Annotated in this window: 6 protein-coding genes; all 6 read left to right on the forward strand. The window is 50.0% G+C overall.

Translation table 11 applies throughout. The features are described from left to right. Positions 1-62: 62 nt before the first annotated feature. The 6 genes from MHB80_RS01675 to MHB80_RS01700 all read left to right on the forward strand — a co-directional run bounded on the left by MHB80_RS01675 (position 63) and on the right by MHB80_RS01700 (position 19539). A complete protein-coding gene (locus tag MHB80_RS01675; RefSeq protein WP_341280538.1) occupies positions 63-3209 on the forward strand; it encodes an ATP-binding protein in 3147 nt (1048 codons plus the stop codon). Then, a complete protein-coding gene (locus tag MHB80_RS01680) occupies positions 3206-4339 on the forward strand; it encodes a response regulator (protein WP_341280539.1) in 1134 nt (377 codons plus the stop codon). The genes MHB80_RS01675 and MHB80_RS01680 overlap by 4 nt, the downstream gene beginning before the upstream one ends. Positions 4340-4825: 486 nt before the next feature. Further along, positions 4826-7735, forward strand: coding sequence for an InlB B-repeat-containing protein (locus MHB80_RS01685; RefSeq protein ID WP_341280540.1), 2910 nt, complete (start codon positions 4826-4828; stop codon positions 7733-7735). Positions 7736-8091: 356 nt separating this feature from the next. Next, complete coding sequence (locus tag MHB80_RS01690; protein WP_341280541.1) at positions 8092-8217, forward strand: hypothetical protein; 126 nt, start codon at positions 8092-8094, stop codon at positions 8215-8217. Beyond that, positions 8210-14074, forward strand: coding sequence for an immunoglobulin-like domain-containing protein (locus MHB80_RS01695; protein WP_341280542.1), 5865 nt, complete (start codon positions 8210-8212; stop codon positions 14072-14074). Before MHB80_RS01690 ends, MHB80_RS01695 begins: the two co-directional genes overlap by 8 nt. 614 nt (positions 14075-14688) lie before the next feature. Continuing rightward, positions 14689-19539, forward strand: a complete 4851-nt coding sequence (locus tag MHB80_RS01700; RefSeq protein ID WP_341280543.1) for an S-layer homology domain-containing protein — start codon at positions 14689-14691, stop codon at positions 19537-19539. Positions 19540-19590: the final 51 nt, after the last annotated feature.

Consider the following 19590-nt stretch of genomic DNA (forward strand, 5'->3'; position numbering starts at 1 on the left):
TTAGGGCCGTTGACTGGAGAGCCTGCCTGCGGTTATCCCAACGTGAATGGAGAGTTTCTAGTATGGCGGGAATAGGAAGGCAATGGGCGAAACCAAAAGTGCGAACGGCTATAATCGCGATAATCATCGGTTTGCTGTTGGCAGCCATTTCGGCTGTCGTATGGGAAGGATATGGGAAACGTCAAGCACCTCCACAAGCAATTGATGGAACCATCGATCTGTCCAATTGGGATTTTCGTAAGATGGGGACGGTAAGGCTGGATGGTGAATGGGGGTTTTATCCTAATCGTTTGCTCGATCCGTCCGACATATCCGGCTTGCGCCCGGAGCATTATTGGCATGTGCCTGCCGGTTGGAGCGATTCGCAGACTTCTGCCTATATGCAGGACAAAGGCGTGGGCACCTATCGACTGCTTGTCAAAATTAATCCCGAAATTAAACGGTACGGTATTAAAACGACATTTATTAGAAGCTCCAGCGTCCTATTTGTGGACGATACGGAATTGGGCCGCAGCGGAGAGGTATCCGCACAATGGGACGAGAGCTACAGGGGGCATAATATACCGATTTCGGCCTATTTCTTGCCAGAGGGAGATTCATTTTACCTGACTATTCAGGCTGCCAACTGGGATTATTTTCGCGGTGGCATCATTCAAAGTATATATTTGGGAACCTCCGAGGACATTCGATCATTGGCCCTGCAAATGACTCTTGTCGATGTCGTCAACGCGGCTTTTTTGCTGATTTCATCACTTTATTATTTGGGCATTTATTTAAAGCGGCGTCAGGATATTCGGTTTCTATTTTTCGCCTTGTTCTGCCTCGGTTTTTCCTTTGTTGCGATCTCTACTAGTGAACGGGTACTTATGCAGCTCATGCCTTCTATCCCTTATCTGCTGATTTTGAGAATTAAATTTGTTGTTATTCTGGGAGGTATGTACTGCCTGTGCGTCTTTATCCGAAGGACGGAGCCAGCCTTTATGCCATTATGGTGCATCAGGCTGGCAGCGGGCGGTTGGATCGTATATTCAGCTATCAGCCCGTTTGCCGATATGCCGCTGCTGGATAAGACGATGACCGTTATGACGCTGTTCGAGCTGGTAGGGATACAAGTGCTGCTGCTGCGGGCCATCTTGCTGAAGCGCTTTGGAAATTCCAATGCTCGAATGGCCTGGCAGCTGCTCGTGAGCGTGCTGTCTCTTCTTGTTATGATGATTAGCATGACCCTATATTTGTATTCCCAAATTTTCACGCTGTTGAGTCATATTGTGATGCAGCTTTTGTTTCTGGGGATGATTGCGCTTATCTTTGCTGAGCAGTATACAAGGGCCTATGATGAATTGGAGGTAATGAGCCGAAAGCTGGTTGAGACCGATAAGCTTAAGGATGAATTTCTCATTCGAACCTCCCACGAATTCAAGACGCCGCTGCATGGCATTATGAATCTGGCCCGAGTTGTCAGGGATCAAGAAGATAGCCATATATCGAGGCAACAAAAGGAAAATTTATCCTATATTATGTCGCTATCTGCCCGGTTGTCGACGCTTGTGAATGACATTATTGACTTCCAGCATCTCCGGGAAGGGCGATTAGTACTGAAAAATAGCGTATTCGACATGAACGGAACGATTCAAGCTACCATTGATGTCCTTCAGCATATGAAAAAGGAAGAGGAGGTTCGCCTAATTAACCGTGTCCCTTCGGGCGAATTTTATTTGTTTGCGGATGAAAATCGCTTTACACAAATTCTGGTCAATCTGGTTGGCAATGCGCTCAAGTTTACGGATGAGGGCATGGTCGAGCTGCGAGCAGAGGCGCGCGGCGAGGCGATAGCTATTACCATTTCGGATACAGGCGCAGGAATGGATGCCGATCTGCAGGAGAGGCTGTTCCACAGTGAGAGCGGCATGGGAGATAGCGTACAGATGGATAATCGGCCATCCGGGATGGGGCTGCAAATCTCTAAACGGCTTGCCGTACGGATGGGAGGAGACTTGTTATTGGTGGAATCCAGACTGCAGCGCGGCACTGTATTCGAGCTGGTGCTTCCCGCTGCAAGCGCTGACCAAGGGCGCGGGCTGGCGAAGTTTGTTCCGGATGTGGAATTGCCGGAGGGTCAAGGTATTTTGCCAATAGCTCCTGTAGCTGCGGGAACGACTCTCGCCTGGGAGGAAGAACATAAAAATAAGATTACTCTGTTGCTGGTTGACGATGAAGCCTCCAATATTAAGGTGCTTCAAGAATGTTTTCCGCCAGATCGCTACCACACGGTGACGGCTTATGACGGAGAGTCTGCTTTGAGGCTGCTGCAGCAGCATAGAGATATTGCGATTGTGCTGCTCGATGTTATGATGCCAGGACTGTCCGGTTATGAAACCTGTCGTCGTATCCGTGAGGTTTATCCGATCTACAGTCTTCCCGTGCTTCTGCTTACCGTGCGCCATTCTCCTGCGGATATTGCCACGGGTTTGGATGCAGGAGCGAATGATTTCCTTGTAAAGCCGTTTGATGCCCGGGAGCTGTATGCGAGGGTCAATACGCTTCTGCAACTGAGAGAGGCTGTGAAAGAGGCTATCCAAATGGAATCGATGTTTCTGCAATCGCAGATCAAGCCGCATTTTATTTATAATGCACTTAGTATTATTATTTCGTTGTGCTATAAGGATGCAGAGCGGGCCGGACGCCTTCTGGGGCAGTTCAGCAATTACCTTAGGCTGAGCTTTGATCTGGACCCTAGACAAGCCAGGGTCACCCTAAGGAGAGAAATCTCCCTAGTGAAGTCTTATGCTGAGCTGGAACAAGCGCGTTTCGGAGATCGGCTCAGTGTGGAGCTGGAAATTGACGAAGGACTGCTGGACTTTATACTGCCAGCGCTCACCCTACAGCCGCTTGTTGAAAATGCCATCCGCCACGGTTTGATGAAGCGAGCTCAAGGCGGCGTTGTACGGCTAGAAGCTGGAATGCAGGGCTCTGACTTGCAAATTGCTATTATCGACAATGGGCTTGGATTCATGCTCGACGAGCTGGAGGATTTTCGACATACAGGGCAGGTCGGCAAGGGAGTCGGTCTAGCCAATGTGCACAAGCGTCTGTTGAATGAATATGGCCGGGGTTTGCGGATTGAAAGCCGAGAAGGCTTCGGAGCTAAGGTGACCATTCTGCTTCCTGAAGGAAGGGTAGCTATTGGGGAAGGAGGTCAACAGATATGAGGGCAGTTATTGTAGAGGATGAGCTGCTGACTGGCGAGCATATTGCAAGACTTCTGGAGGGCATAGGAGTGGAAGTGATTGGATGCTTCACCGATCCGTGCGAGGCACTGGAGAGAATTCGCGGGCTAAAGCCCGAAGTACTGTTTCTGGATATTGAAATGCCGGAAATGAGCGGTTTGTCGCTGGCAGAGCAATTGGCTGATGAAGTAGGTGAAATGGAAATCGTATTTGTTACAGCATATACGAATTATGCCCTCGATGCATTCAAAGTAAGCGCGCTGGATTATTTGCTTAAGCCCGTTATGGAGGAGGACTTGACCCGTACGATAGAGCGGGTTCGCAGGAGGTTCGCCGCCGGAAATGACGCACGTTTGAGCAAAGGGAAGGAACGGCGGGCGGCGGTTTCATTTTTCGGGCCCTTTGCGTTGCGTCTTGAAAGCAGTACGGTGCCTGTGCGATGGACGACAGCTAAGTGCGCGGAGATGTTTGCGTATATGCTGCTTCAGGGTGAGGGAAAGGAAATTAGCAAATGGACGTTGATTGACACGCTTTGGAAGGAGAAAAACGTGGAGAAGGGAGACGTGAACCTGCGCAGTACAGTCAGCAGAATTAATAAAACGCTGCGGGATAACGGATCCTCCATGAGCCTGATTTCGGTCAGAAATGGTTATCGTCTGAACTGCGAGGATACGGAGCTTTTGGCCGAGGCTTTCCAGCTAGAACGCTTCATGCTTCAAGGATCCGCCATATCTGACCGCAATGCAAAGCAGATTGAGAATTGGGTAACAGGCTGTGAACGCCCCTTTCTCGCGGAATTTGGCGGGGAATGGTGTGAAAGCTACCGCCACAGGTATCAGCGCTATTTATTGGAGGTTGGACTAAGGCTGCTTAAGTACTTGGAACGGAGCGGCGGTGAGCCTGTGAGAAGCTTAAGGGTAGCCGAAGCTCTGCTTGAGCATGAACCCTTTTCCGAGCCCATTCGCTTTGCCGCGTTTAAGCAGCAGGAGCGCATAGGCGGAAGGGCAGGGGCTATTGCGTATTATCAAAGCTACGTGAATATGCTGGAACGGGAGCTGGGCACGGAGCCTGGAGAAGAATTTAAATCGAGCTATAGAAGGCTGTTGGAATGATAAGCGGAAAGTTGTGAGAAGAAGATTTTAACCTATTGAAATGGGGAACAGGAACGGATTATCCGTGTCTGTTCTCTTTTTTTTGAAATGATAAAGAAGGTAGAGGCTGTATTCTAAACGGACTTTGTATTTTATTGCGCAAGGTTAGCTCTTGCTGCCGGAAGAAGGATCAGCCGCTACGCTTGCAACAGTTTTGTCACAGAAGAGGAGTTATAATGGCGAAAAATGCCACAAGATGTCGAGGTGTTGAGTGACATGCGGCAGTGATCACATTTGGGAGGAAAACCACATTATGATTGGTCGTTATTTACCTTCAGTGAGTTTGGGTTATATGAACATAACGCTGGTCGAAAATACTGGCGGACTGGCAGGCGCACAAAGAATGAAGGAAATGGAGTAATTGAAGTTATTGACTTGTCGGAGATGTACGCTCGTGTGATCAAGATGGTGAATCGTAATAGCGATTAAATAGGAGTGGATGAATAGGTGAAGAAGACGATTGTTAGGGTAATGACACTGTTCGTGCTTGTGTGTCAGGTAAGTATAGGAAATAGTTATGTAGCGGTAGCGACTAATAGTGAGAGTGATTTTATAGTGGCTTCTGTTGCTGGAGGTGTTCAGATTAGCTCATATAGTGGAGCATCGCGAGCTGTGGTGATCCCTGCAACGATTGGTGGAGCAACGGTTGTAGAGATAGGTGATTCTGCATTTTATGATAAGCAGTTGACGAGTGTAGAGATCCCGAGTAGCGTTACAACGATAGGTCCTTGGGCATTTTCTGATAATCAGTTGACGAGTGTAGAGATCCCGATTAGCGTCACAACGATAGGTGCTGATGCATTTTCTGAAAATCAGTTGACGAGTGTAGCGATCCCGAGCAGCGTCACCTCGATAGGTGATTATGCATTTGCTGCTAATCAGTTGACGAGTGTAGAGATCCCGAGTAGCGTCATCTCGATAGGTGCTAATGCATTTTATAATAATCAGTTGACGAGTGTAGCGATCCCGAGTAGCGTCACAACGATAGGTGCTGCTGCATTTTCTACTAATCAGTTGACGAGTGTAGCGATCCCGAGTAGCGTTACCTCGATAGGTGCTGGTGTATTTTATGGTAATCAGTTGGCGAGCGTAGAGATCCCGAGTAGTGTCACCTCGATAGGTGATTATGCATTTTCTGAAAATCAGTTGACGAGTGTTCGATTTAATGGTGCTCTGTCTGTGGGAGTTAATGCTTTTTCTGATCAATCATCCTCCATTGTTGGGAATACTTTTAATGGATGGTCTAGGAATGAAGATCACACTTCAACGTGGAGTGGGTTCGTCACAGCGCCGTTAACCATCTATGCCAAATGGGGCAAGAATAAAGTGTCATTCGTAACAAACACCGAGGAGATCATAAGTGATCAAACCGTGGATTACGACTCCAACGCTGTTAAACCAAGTGAGGTATTGAGCAAAGAGGGGTATACGTTTGACGGATGGTATAAGGAAGCAACATTCGACACAGCATGGGATTTTGCAGAAAATAAAGTGAAGAACACCTTGACGCTGTATGCGAAGTGGACGCTCAATAGCTACACGGTGACGTATGAATCCAATGGAGGAAGCGCGGTGAGCGCAGCTAATGTGAGTGATGGCGAGCTGCTAACAGAGCCAGTCTCAACCAGGGAAGGATACACCTTTGGTGGCTGGTATACCGAGGCGGAATTGACCGAACGGTGGAGCTTTACAAGCGATCCGATGCCAGGCAGAGCTATGACGCTGTATGCGAAGTGGACGCTCAATAGCTACACGGTGACGTATGAATCCAATGGAGGAAGCGCGGTGAGCGCAGCTAATGTGAGTGATGGCGAGCTGCTAACAGAGCCAGTCTCAACCAGGGAAGGATACACCTTTGGTGGCTGGTATACCGAGGCGGAATTGACCGAACGGTGGAGCTTTACAAGCGATCCGATGCCAGGCAGAGCTATGACGCTGTATGCGAAGTGGACGCTCAATAGCTACACGGTGACGTATGAATCCAATGGAGGAAGCGCGGTGAGCGCAGCTAATGTGAGTGATGGCGAGCTGCTAACAGAGCCAGTCTCAACCAGGGAAGGATACACCTTTGGTGGCTGGTATACCGAGGCGGAATTGACCGAACGGTGGAGCTTTACAAGCGATCCGATGCCAGGCAGAGCTATGACGTTGTATGCGAAGTGGACGCTCAATAGCTACACGGTGACGTATGAATCGAATGGAGGAAGCGCGGTGAGTGCAGCTAACGTGAGTTATGGAGAGCTGCTAACAGAGCCAGTTTCAACAAGGGAAGGGTACGCCTTTGGTGGCTGGTATACCGAGGCGGAGTTAGCCGAACCGTGGAGCTTTGCAAGCGATACGATGTCAGGCAGAGCTATGACGCTGTATGCGAAGTGGACGGCGAATCTAGATTCGATTACAGCTACCCCAACAAGCGTAACGCTTGTAGCAGGAGCAACGCAAGGTTTGAGCGTGAAGGCAAGCTATGCGGATGAAAGTGAAAAGGATGTTACGTCAAGCGCCATCTATACCTCAAGCAACATGGAAGCAGCTACTGTTAATGCAGCAGGAGTAGTTACAGCTCTACAGGCTGGGTTAGCTGAGATCACGGTTTCCTATGGCGGTAAAACGCTTTCCCTTCAAGTCACGGTACGATCAAGCGGTGGCAATGGAGGAAATGGGAATGTGGGTTCAGCACCGACACCAGCACCGACACCAGCACCGACACCAACTGAACCGACTAGCCCAAGTGAGCCAACACAACCAACAGTGACTCAACCGGTTGCTAACGATAAAGTGAATATAGATATCATTCAATCTATGGTTGATAGTGAGCAGCAAGCTCCGAATGTCAGCTTTTCGGATGTTCCATCGACGCTGTGGAGTACAGCAGCGATCGAACGAGCAGCACGAATGGGATTTGTATCGGGCTATACCGATGGTACATTCAAACCAGAGCAAAGTGTGACTCGTGCAGAATTTTCGATGATGGTCATGAAGGCATTCAGTTTGAAATCGACCAGTGCAGCAACGTTTAATGATGTTGAAGGACACTGGGCGTTGGATGCCATAAGCACCTTACATGCGCTTGACATGATACAAGGCTACAGCGGAGGGGGATTCCATCCTGATCAAGAGATTACACGAGCAGAAATCGTTGTTATTCTTTCCCGATTAACAAACTACATCCCTTCCGAAGCTCGCTTTAGTGATGTAGCACGAAGCAGTTGGGCAGCCGATGCTATAGGTGCATTTACAGCAGCAGGAATGGTGACTGGCAAGGGCGAAAACAGCTTTAAACCAAACGATAACGCAACCCGTGCGGAGTCTGTGGCAATTATCACTCGCCTAATCGATAAGTTATTGCTTTCGAACTAATTGATAAGCTAAGCTACAGATGAGTGGCTATTAAGACTCTATGAGATTCTATCGTGGAGATGAATTGCAATGATAGGTAATGGAGAAAAAGCGGGAGTCCATATCATGGAGCTCCCGCTTTTTCTGTAACGTTTTTCACATTTTTAATCTATAAACTCGAATCGTTTATTTGGAACTTTACTCAAAAAAATAAACACATCCTTATTTTATGAATCTTGCTGCCGGGGGAAGGATCAGCCGCTACGCTTGCAACAATTTTGTCACAGAAGAGGAGGTATAATGGCGAAAAATGCCACAAGATGTCGAGGTGTTGAGTGACATGCGGCAGAGATTACATTTGGGAGGAAAACCACATTATGATTGGTCGTTATTTACCTTCAGTGAGTTTGGGTTATATGAACATAACGTTGGTCGAAAATACTGGCGGACTGGCAGGCACACAAATAATGAAGAAAAAGGGAGTGGAAGACAACAATGATTAAACGTTGGATATCAATCGTCATGGCAGTATTGATAGTGGTGGGTCATTTTCCTCAGATTGCGAATGCTGCGAATCCGCTTGACGAGTGGACGGTCCGGGGGCCTCTGCCCACGGGTGTGCATTTATATGACGTGACCTATGGGGATGGGAAATATGTAGCTGTTGGAGATAATGGAACCGTTATGACCTCTGCCGATGGTGCGAGTTGGACAACTCAAACGAGCGGTATTACGAGTAAGCTAAAAGGTATTAGCTATGAAAACGGCCAATTTGTGGCGGTAGGCGAAGGCGGGAAAATTATCATCTCCAGCGATGGAGTAAACTGGACGAACGCAACGAACAACGATTCAAGCGAGCTTGCCAGCGTTGCTTATGGGAATGGGAAGTATGTGGCGGTAGGGTGGTTTGGGAAGGTCGTGACCTCGAGCGATGGCATGGACTGGACGTTGAACCCAGTTAGCCCCGTAATTACAAATTCCGTTTTATATAGGATCACCTATGGCAACGGTATTTTTGTAGTAGCGGGTGGGAATGGAAAAATCTTTACTTCCAGTGATGGAACGAACTGGACAGATCAAACGAGTAACTTATCTCCCAATTTGCTGGGTGTCGCCTACGGCAACGGTATCTATGTGGTAGTAGGTTCAGAAGGGAAGGTTGTAACCTCCGAAGACGGCGTAACCTGGACACAGCGGACGAGCGGCACTTCGGAAAATTTGCTTAGCGTCACTTACGGGAACGGGAAGTTTGTGGCAACAGCGAACTCTGGAGTGATTAAAATTTCTACTGACGGAGTAACTTGGGAAAATCAAACGAGCGGCCTCAACTCAGGAAGTTTAATGGGAGTCGCCGGCGGTAATGGAACCTATGTGGTAGTAGGGACTGGCGGAACGATTTTAACCTATGCTGACGGAGAGAACTGGACGATCCGGAGCCCGTTGCCTACGAGTAATAAGTTAAATAGCATCGCTTACGGTAACGGAACCTATGTGGCGGTTGGTCCAGATGGAACGATTGCAACCTCCGACGACGGAATCGCTTGGGCAAACCGAACAAAGAGCAGTATGACACAAGATTTAAATGGGGTTACCTATGGAAAAGGTATATTCGTAGCAGTGGGTCCAGATGGAACGAATTTTACTTCCACAGACGGGATCGCTTGGTCGAGCCGATCGAGCGGCACTAACTTTCGATTATATAGTGTCACCTATGGAAATGGTTTGTTTGTTGCAGTAGGGGCCACTGGAAGGATCGTAACATCCAGTGACGGAACGAGCTGGACACAGCGGGCGAGTAACACTACGCAAAGTCTAAACAGCGTCATTTATGGGAAAGGGAAGTACGTGGCGGTTGGAAACACGGGGATGGTTGTTACTTCAAGCGATGGCGTGAACTGGACGAGCCTGGCAAGCAGCACTACGCAACAGCTAAAGGGTATTGCCTATGGAGGTCACCAGTTTGTGGCGGTAGGGTTTGGTGGAACGCTGATTGTCTCCAATGATGGCGTGAATTGGACGAGCCCGGCGAGCGGCACTTCCGCTCAGCTAAATGCTATCATCTATAGAAATCATAGGTTTGTGGCAGTAGGGAATGCTGGAGAGATTGTAACCTCCAGCGATGCAATGAATTGGACGAAATCGACGAACCAGGATTTGGTCAATCTTAACGGTATCGTTTACAACAATGGGACGTATGTGGCGGTAGGGGATTCAGGAAGGGTTTTGCAATCCGCTGCAATGCCAATATTACCGGAAGTAAGCAACATCGACGTCAACCCGCGTAGCGTAAGACTAGTACAAGGAGGAAGCCAGCAGCTCACGTCAGTGGTGGATACGTCGGGTGGCGCTGCGTCAACAGTGACGTGGACCAGCAGCGATGCTAGTGGAAAGGTGGCGGTAGACACTACAGGGGAGGTAATCGTTCCCGCAGATGCCCCGCTAGGCTACCACACGATTACGGCAACATCGACAGAGGATGACGGGCAAATCGGAACCGCGACGATTACGGTGATTGCCGCGCCGGGAGCGCCAGCAATAAACAGTGTAAGCGTCAGCCCAATCAACACAAGCGTGCAGCAAGGCAAAAGCCAACAGCTCACGGCAACGGTAGGTGCGGTAAACGGTGCAGCGACGACAGTGACATGGATCAGCAGCGATGTCAGCGGCAAAGTAGCGGTAGACACCACGGGCAAGGTGACTGTTGCTGCGGCAGCCGTGCCTGGAAGTTACACGATCAAGGCAACATCGACGGTAGACAACAGTAAGGCCGGAACCGCGACGATTACGGTTACCGCTGTTCCTGTTACGTGGACAAGCCGGGGAAGCTCAGCGTTAACGACCAATATTTTAAATTACGTAACATATGGAGGCGGGAAATATGTGGTCGTTGGGAACAGTGGAACGGTTGTAACCTCCGACGACGGAGTAAGCTGGACGAAGCAGACGCTGAGCGGCATTAGTCAAAATCTGTTTAGTGTTATCTATGGGAACGGCAAGTATGTGGCCGTTGGGAACAGTGGAACGATTGTAACCTCCGACGACGGGGTAAGCTGGACGAAACGGACGCTGAGTGGACTGACGCAAAATCTGCTTAGTATCACCTACGGAAATGATAAGTACGTAGCTGTGGGAGCTAGCGGAAAGGTTATTACCTCCGCTGACGGAGTAACCTGGACGAGCCAAACAAGCAGCACCACAAGTGGCCTAAATAGCGTAGCCTACGGAAATAACGTTTATGTGGCTGTGGGAGCCAGCGGCACGGTTGTGACCTCTGCCGACGGAGTAACCTGGACGAGCCAAGCAAGAAACATTTACGCTAATTTAAACGGCATTTCCTACGTAAATGGCATGTTTGTGACTGTAGGAGCCAGCGGTACGGTTATGACCTCTTCCGACGGAGTAACCTGGACGAGCCAAGCAAGTAGCACCGCAAATGGCCTAAATAGCGCAGCTTACGGAAATGACATTTATGTGGCTGTAGGAGCCAGCGGAAAGATTGTGACCTCTGCCGACAGAGTGAACTGGACTACGCAAACGAGTACGAGCAGTACTACAAATAATTTGTTGGGAGTCATCTATGCCAACGGTACTTTTACGGCTGTGGGGGCCAGTGGAACCATTCTGCAATCTGTTCCGGCACCGGCGGTGAACAGCGTGAACGTTAGTCCAAGCAGCGCAAGCGTAGAGCAAGGCAAGAGTCAGCAGCTCACGGCCACGGTAGATGTGGTGGGCGGTGCAGCGACGACAGTGACATGGACGAGCAGCGATGCCAGCGGCAAAGTGACGGTAGATACTGCGGGTAATGTTACTGTTGATGCAGCAGCAGTAACGGGAGCTTATACAATCACGGCAACATCGACGGCGGACAGCAGCAAAAACGGAACGGCGACGATTACGGTCACCGTTGCTACTCAGACCGACGCAGGAGCTGTCAGTGATGACAAGGCTGCTCTGGAGGTCAGCTTTGGAAGTGGCGACAGCGCTACGAATGTCACGCAAGACGTGACGCTGCCTGGAACAGGAGCAAGCGGCACGACGATCACGTGGTCATCCGACGATACGAGCGTTGTGGCCGATGACGGCAAAGTGACCCGTCCATCCTACACCGAAGGAGACAAGGAAGTAACGCTGACCGCGACGATTACGAAGGGCAGTGTAACGGAAACCAAAACCTTTACTCTCAAGGTGAAGGCCAATCCGCAGAGCGATGCGGGAGCTGTCAGTGATGACAAGGCTGCTCTGGAGGTCAGCTTTGGAAGTGGCGACAGTGCTACGAATGTCACGCAAGACGTGACGCTGCCTGGAACAGGAGCAAGCGGCACGACGATCACGTGGTCATCCGACGATACGAGCGTTGTGGCCGATGACGGCAAAGTGACCCGTCCATCCTACGCCGAAGGAGACAAGGAAGTAACGCTGACTGCCACGATTACAAAGGGAAGCGAAACGGAAACCAAAACGTTCACCCTCAAGGTGAAGGCCAATCCGCAGAGCGATGCGGGAGCTGTCAGCGATGACAAGGCTGCTCTGGAGGTCAGTTTCGGAAGTGGTGACAGCGCTACGAATGTCACGCAAGACGTGACGCTGCCTGGAACAGGAGCAAGCGGCACGACGATCATATGGTCATCCGACGATACGAGCGTCGTGGCCGATGACGGCAAAGTGACCCGTCCATCCTACACTGAAGGAGACAAGGAAGTAACGCTGACTGCCACGATTACGAAGGGAAGCGAAACGGAAACCAAAACGTTCACCCTCAAGGTGAAAGTCAATTCGCAGACCGACGCGGGAGCTGTTAGCGATGACAAGGCTGCTCTGGAGGTCAGTTTCGGAAGTGGCGACAGCGCTACGAATGTCACGCAAGACGTGACGCTGCCTGGAACAGGAGCAAGCGGCACGACAATTATATGGTCATCCGACAATACGAGCGTTGTGGCCGATGACGGCAAAGTGACCCGTCCATCCTACGCCGAAGGAGACAAAGAAGTAACGCTGACCGCCACGATTACGAAGGGAAGCGAAACGGAGACCAAAACGTTCACCCTCAAGGTGAAAGCACAATCGGCCAATAACACGGGATCAGCGCCTGCCTCCAGCAACTCAAGCGGAGATGTGGTCATCGTGTTGGTGAACGGCAAACAGGAAAATGCGGGAATCGCCGCAACAAGTAAGCTTAACGATCAAACCGTTCTCACGATCACAATTGACCAGAAGAAGCTGGAAGACAAGCTGGCTGCGGAAGGCCAGGGTGCAGTCATTACGATTCCGGTCAACACACAGTCTGACGTGGTCATTGGCGAATTAAACGGTCAAATGGTTCAAACCATGGATAATCAAAAAGCTATTTTGGAAATCAGAACGAATCATGCGACTTATAAGCTTCCTGCGCAACAAATGAATATTAACATGATAGCGGAGCAATTCGGGAAGTCGGTGCCGCTAAAGGACATCAAGGTTCAAGTTGAAATCGCCGCACCAACGAACGATTCGATGAAAGTTGTGGAGGATGCGGCAGCGAAAGGGAAATTCACGCTTGTCGTTCCGCCGGTTGAATTCACGATCAGAGCTACATACGGAACAAAGACAATCGAAGTATCTAGATTCGATGCTTATGTTGAGCGAACCATCGCCATCCCGGCCGGAATCGACACGAACCAAATTACTACGGGCGTCGTTGTCGAGCCGGATGGAACGGTTCGCCACGTACCAACCAAGATCGTCGAAATCGACGGCAAATATTATGCTCATATTAACAGCTTAACCAACAGCACTTACTCCGTCGTCTGGCATCCGCTTGAATTCCTTGATGTTGCGAGTCACTGGTCGAAAGCTGCTGTTAACGACATGGGATCGCGGATGATCATTGATGGTACGGGCGGCGGTCTGTTTAATCCAGATCGAGATATAACACGAGCTGAGTTTGCAGCTATCCTGGTACGCGGATTGGGACTAAAACTGGAAAACGGGGCCGCACCATTCTCTGATGTGAAGACGTCAGATTGGTTTAGCAGCGCAATCAATACGGCTTATACGTATCAGTTGATTGACGGTTTTGTAGACGGCACTTTCCGACCGACGGATAAGATCACGAGGGAACAGGCGATGGTTATTCTCTCCAAAGCGATGAAGCTTACAGGACTGAAGGCTAAACTGTCTGTTCAGCCAACAGATGCTACTCTTCGTATGTTTGGAGACGCACAGGAGGTATCCGCGTGGGCGCAAAGCAGTGTTGCGGACATCCTTCAAGCTGGCATTGTATCTGGACGAAGCGTTGATAAGCTTGCGCCGCAGGAGTACATAACCAGGGGCGAGGTTGCAACCGTTATTCAAAAACTTATGCAAAAATCTGATCTAATTTAGGTATAGAGGGGGCCGAATTCGGCCCCCTCTATTTGTGTGCGCCCAGCGTGGGTGCTATCTCTAGGGTTCAAGTCCCGAATGGTGAAGGCAGTAGCAGCCATAGCTTAAGGCAATGGTGTCCATCGTGAGGTGAAATCTGAAGGAAGCCGATGGCAAGTTTCTGGTCTGAGGAACACGAACTTCATATAAGGCTAGCGTAGGTTGGATGAGACTGCACAACATGTAGAAGTCCTTACTGCCAAAGGCGTACGTGATTAAAGAAGCAGATAGATGGAGAGGAAGATAGCGCTCTTAGCCCGGGACGTCTCACAGACGTGGAGTAGGAAAAAAATTCGGAACATGGAAGATGTGAATGTCCCTTTCTCGCGGAATTTGGCGGGGAATGGTGTGAAAGCTACCGCTACATTTATCAGCGCTATTTAATGGAGGCTGGACTAAGGCTGCTTGAGCATGAACCCTTTGCTGAGCCTATCTTGCCTCCAGAGGGAGGATCAGCCGTTGCACTTGCAACAATTTTGTCACAGAAGAGGAGGTATAATGGCGAAAAATGCCGCAAAATGTCGAGGTGTTGAGCGACATGTGGCAGAGATAACATTTGGGAGGAAAACCACATTATGCTTCGTCGTTATTTACATTCCATTCTGATCGTTCTATTGATTTTTTCGGGACTTCCCCCGCTGGGAGTCTCAGCCGAATCCAATGATTCGCTGACTCTCGGCAACGAGGATGTTAGGTTGTTCGACGGCGGTGAGGGTACGGCGGATGATCCGTACCGACTGTCAACCGCGGAGCAATTGGATAGGGTAAGGGACTATCGGGACAAGCATTTTGTTCTTACGTCCAATATTGATCTGGATGCTGCGCCGTACAATCAGGGTGAGGGCTGGAGTCCCATCGGCAGCACAACGGATAATAAGCCTTTTACTGGAACGTTTGACGGAGGAGACTTCACGGTTTCGGGGCTTACAATTAAGTCGAACAAATTGGACAATTCCTTGTTCGGTTACATCAGCTCCGCAACCATTCGGAATCTGAATATGGCCGCTGTCAATATAAGTGATGAAACCAATGGCGATACAACCAATGGTGCTACGGCTGGCGCGCTTGCGGGTACGGCCCAAAACTCGATCATTGAAAATGTTTCGGCCTCCGGAACAATTGTCAGCCGGAGAGACAACACTGGCGGTCTGATCGGATCATTGGCCGCAGCGGGTGCCAAAACGGCGGTGATTCATTCCTCTGCATCGGTAAAGGTGCAGCTTCCAAGAAATGGAGCAGGCCAGCTTTCTCTTTTTGCTAATAACAAATACCAGAACAGGGGTGGCTTAATCGGCAGTGTAAAAGGCACGGCAAGCGATCAAGTCGAATTCATTGGCAGCTGGGCAACGGGGGATGTTGAAGGCACCTTGCAGACAGGCGGATTAATTGGCTATGGTGAGAATATCATCGTTGAAACATCCTATTCGACCAGTTCGGTTAAGGGTTACACTGTGAGCTCGGGCCACATGAACATAACGCTGACCGAAAATGCTGGCGGACTGGCAGGTGTCCTGAAAAATGCCACGGTGTCTGAGTCTTATGCTGGACCATCCGTTATCCAGGGAATCCCGGGCTCATCCGTCGTGAAGGGCGGGACGGCGATAGGGGGCTTTGTTGGCAAAGCGCAAGACTCGACCTTTACCGATGTGTTCTCCCGTGCAACGGTCACCGGCTATGAGATGGCGGGCTTTGTTTATAAAATGGAAGGAACGGTAGCCTTTAAGAATGCCTATTTTGCCGGAACCTTGCTAGTCGATGAAAGTATTGTGAAAGAGTTTGCGCCGAGCTATGCAAATGCAACGGTTTCCAATGTGTTTTACCATTCAGGTGCGCAATGTTCGGTTGTCAAACCGGGAGATGAGCTGGGTACGCCGCTATGCACCAACAAAATTCAAAATGCCGATACCTACCCGGGAGACTGGAACTTTAAAGGCATATGGCTGATTGACTCTGCTGTTAATGGTGGATTCCCCTACTTTGGTGACAAGCTGGCACCGGAAATTGAAGGAGCTGTTACCGTCGAACCGGGTACAGTAAAAGGAACAACACGTATTAGTGGAGCTTCTGCTGGCATCGCCAACCGTCTTGTGGTACAGATGCTGACTGGCAGTGTGCCGACTCCAGATGCGGGGGCCCCTGCTCCAGTCGGCAACGGGGCAAGCGTGATAGATCCTTATACAGTTGGCAGCGATATTACTATCGATAGCTCTGCAGCAGTTAGCCACCTCGCATTGTACGAGGTTGATGCTGCCGGCAATATCGTAAAGTTCAGCCTCATTAAGCTTGAAAAAGATGATGTCCAGCTGTTCGCAGGCGGATCTGGAACAGTTGCCGATCCATACCAAATTTCGGGCTCGGATGAATTAAATGCTATTCGTTACGTGTTGGATGGTCACTTTGTTCTTACGGACGATATTGATCTTACGGATGGTGGAGCAGGGACAAGTTGGACACCAATCGGATCATATATGACTTACGATGTGCCTACTGAGCCGTTTACTGGAGTATTCGATGGCAACGGCAAAACGATTAGCGGCCTGAACATACAGGCTTATGCCGGCAAGGGTGTTGGCTTGTTCGCATATACAGAAGGAGCGACGCTCCAGAACGTGCACCTGGCCAATGCCGTTATTACGGCAATGGATGAATTAAATCCGCCTGAGATGGCAGGGGCTTTGGTTGGGATGGCCAAGCAAACGCAAGTCATTCATGCGTCTTCATCCGGCAGTGTGACTGGTAAAAGTGCCTTGGGCGGCCTAATAGGCGCCATTGAAGGCCAATCGTTAGTCTCCGACTCTTATTCCAGCGCCGAAGTGACAATCATTGATTTTAGCGGAAGCGCAGGAGGCGGCTTGATCGGGAGAGCGGGCAACGTGACCAGCGGTGAGAATGAGCGGGTAGCCATTGTTCGATCGTACGCTACGGGCAGAGTTTCCTCAGCCGAAAGCTACTATGGCAGCAAGCTTGGCGGCTTGATTGGTGAGGGCAATAGAATCGATATTGAGAAATCCTATGCTTCAGGAGAAGTGGAAGGGAGAACGATTCTTGGTGGATTGGCGGGCTACCTTGTGGGAGCGGCCGTTAAGCAGACTTATGCATCTCCGATCCAGCAAGTCATCGGCTCCGGCTTATATATTGGCGGCTTTGTCGGTCAATCCGACAACTCCCTATATGAGAATGTTTACTCGCGTGCAAGAGTTGAAGGTGTTCAGTACGTAGGTGGATTCATCGGGAGCGATCTAGGCTCCAATACGTTTCGTTTCGCCTATTCGACGGGTGCAATATTGGACAAAGATTATATGTATACCGACGCATACAGCTTTGGCGGCAATAACGGCAGCAATGCGTCGGTTGTCGAATCGGTATACTCCGATAGAGTGACGGGCCAAACGGATCTTAAAACCTTGCTCGATATAAGCGAATATCGGTCTACACCTGACATGAAGGATAAATCGAAGTTTGAGGAATGGGATTTTGATCAAATATGGGCGATCTCCCCAGCGTTTAACGAGCGTTATCCGCATTTCCAGTGGAGTTATACAACTCCGCCAGTGATTCCGGTGCCTGTATCGCCGTTTAGTCCTATCCCAGCAGCCACGGAAGGCTTTCAGGTAGGGACGACAAGCCTTCCATATGCTTTTTCACAGCCAGATAATCGTTTGGTGGTCTCGGTTTCGTCAAGCCCGATTGCAACGCCTAATTATGGCGATTCCGTTCCGATGGGAGCGGGAGTAATCGATCCCTATCAGATGGGTGACATCCCGGGTGTAGATGCTGTAACTAATAAATATATTGGACTTTATGAGATAGATGCTGGCAATAAGGTAATACGCTTTAGCCTAATTGAATTGACGGCAAGTGATATCAAGCAAGTGCAATCGGCGACGCCGACACCGGATACAGGCGCAACCCCGACGCCGACACCGGATACGGGCGCAACGCCGACGTCGACACCGGATATAGGCGCAACCCCGACGCCGACACCGGATACGGGTGCAACCCCGACGCCGACCTCACATTCCTCGTCGGGGACGGGTACCAACTCTGGCACTGTCAAAGAAGAGGTATTCGCTGAGGTTTCGGCGGGCGAAGGCGAATTACTTACTAGAACGCCGATTGAGCGTACGACCAGTTCGGACGGCAAGGTCAGGGATAATGTTGTCTTGGCACAGGATAGAGTTCTGGCAACGGTAGAGCAGCTCAAGGGCAAGTCGAATCCAATAGCGCGAATCATTATACCAGACGAAGAGGGGAAAGTGGCCCAGACGGACATCAGAGTTCCGAAAAATGCAGTCAAACCGCTTGCAGACGGCGGCATTGCATTGGAATTCCAGCTTGACGGTGTTCGTGTGTTGATTCCGCACGCATCATTGGTTGGATTCGACGAGGATCTTTATTTCCGCTTCATTCCGCTTCGGACTGAAAATGAACGTAAAGTCGTAGAGGACCAAGCGAAAAAAGAAGAGCTTGTGCGCCAAATTGCAGGAGACCAGACGATTAAGGTATTGGGCAGTCCGATGACCATTGAAACCAATATGCAGAGCCGGTCTGTAACGTTGATGATGCCGCTTAAAGGCGCTTTGCCTGAAGATGCCGCGGCCCGTCAAAACATTCTGGACAACCTGGTTATTTTCGTAGAGCACAGCGATGGAACCAAAGAGCTGATTCGTGGCGAGATTGCTGCCTATAAGGGCGGGGAGCAGGGCGTGCAATTCGACGTCAATAAATTCAGTACATTTACGATGGTTTACATGGAAGGCTGGAAGGAATATTTTGCTGCCCAGCAGCAGGACGGTGAAGGGGCGAACCTCCACAAGCCATATATTAAAGGCTTCCCTGACGGAACATTTGGCCCAGACAAGCCGGTTACCCGTGCGCAGATGGCGGCTATGCTGGTCAGAAATTTGGAGAGCCTCCCGAACGGGGGAGTAGTATTCTCTTACAAAGACGTTTCTGTGAAGCATTGGGCATATGAGGAAATGGGAGTCGCGTCCGAAGCTGGGTTGATGGAAGGTTATCCAGACGGACGCTTTGGCCCTGAGGATGGTATCACTCGCGCTGAAATGGCGGCCATCGCATACCGCTGGCTGACGAGCAAGGGCGTTGAAGCCGAAGTTTCAACAATAGGACAAACCTATAAGGACCTATCCTCCGAGCATTGGGCTTATGAGGCAATTGCCTTCATCCGTTCCAGTGGCATAATGAGCGGTTATGATGATCATACGTTTAAGCCGAATCAGAAGCTGACACGGGCTGAAGCCGTCAAGGTGCTTAACCGCCTGTTTGAACGGGGACCGCTTTATGGTGTGAATACTCCGACCTTTGAGGATGTTGGCACAAGACACTGGGCCTTCATGGAAGTCGAAGAAGCGGCACAGGAGCACCGATGGTTCATTGATGATCAAGGGCATGAAGTGAAGCGCTAGCAGTAGAGAAAGACGTTTCTTCCTTTATATGAGGGAGGAACGTCTTTTTGT

The sequence above is a fragment of the Paenibacillus sp. FSL H8-0537 genome (assembly GCF_038051995.1).
GTDB lineage: Bacteria > Bacillota > Bacilli > Paenibacillales > Paenibacillaceae > Pristimantibacillus.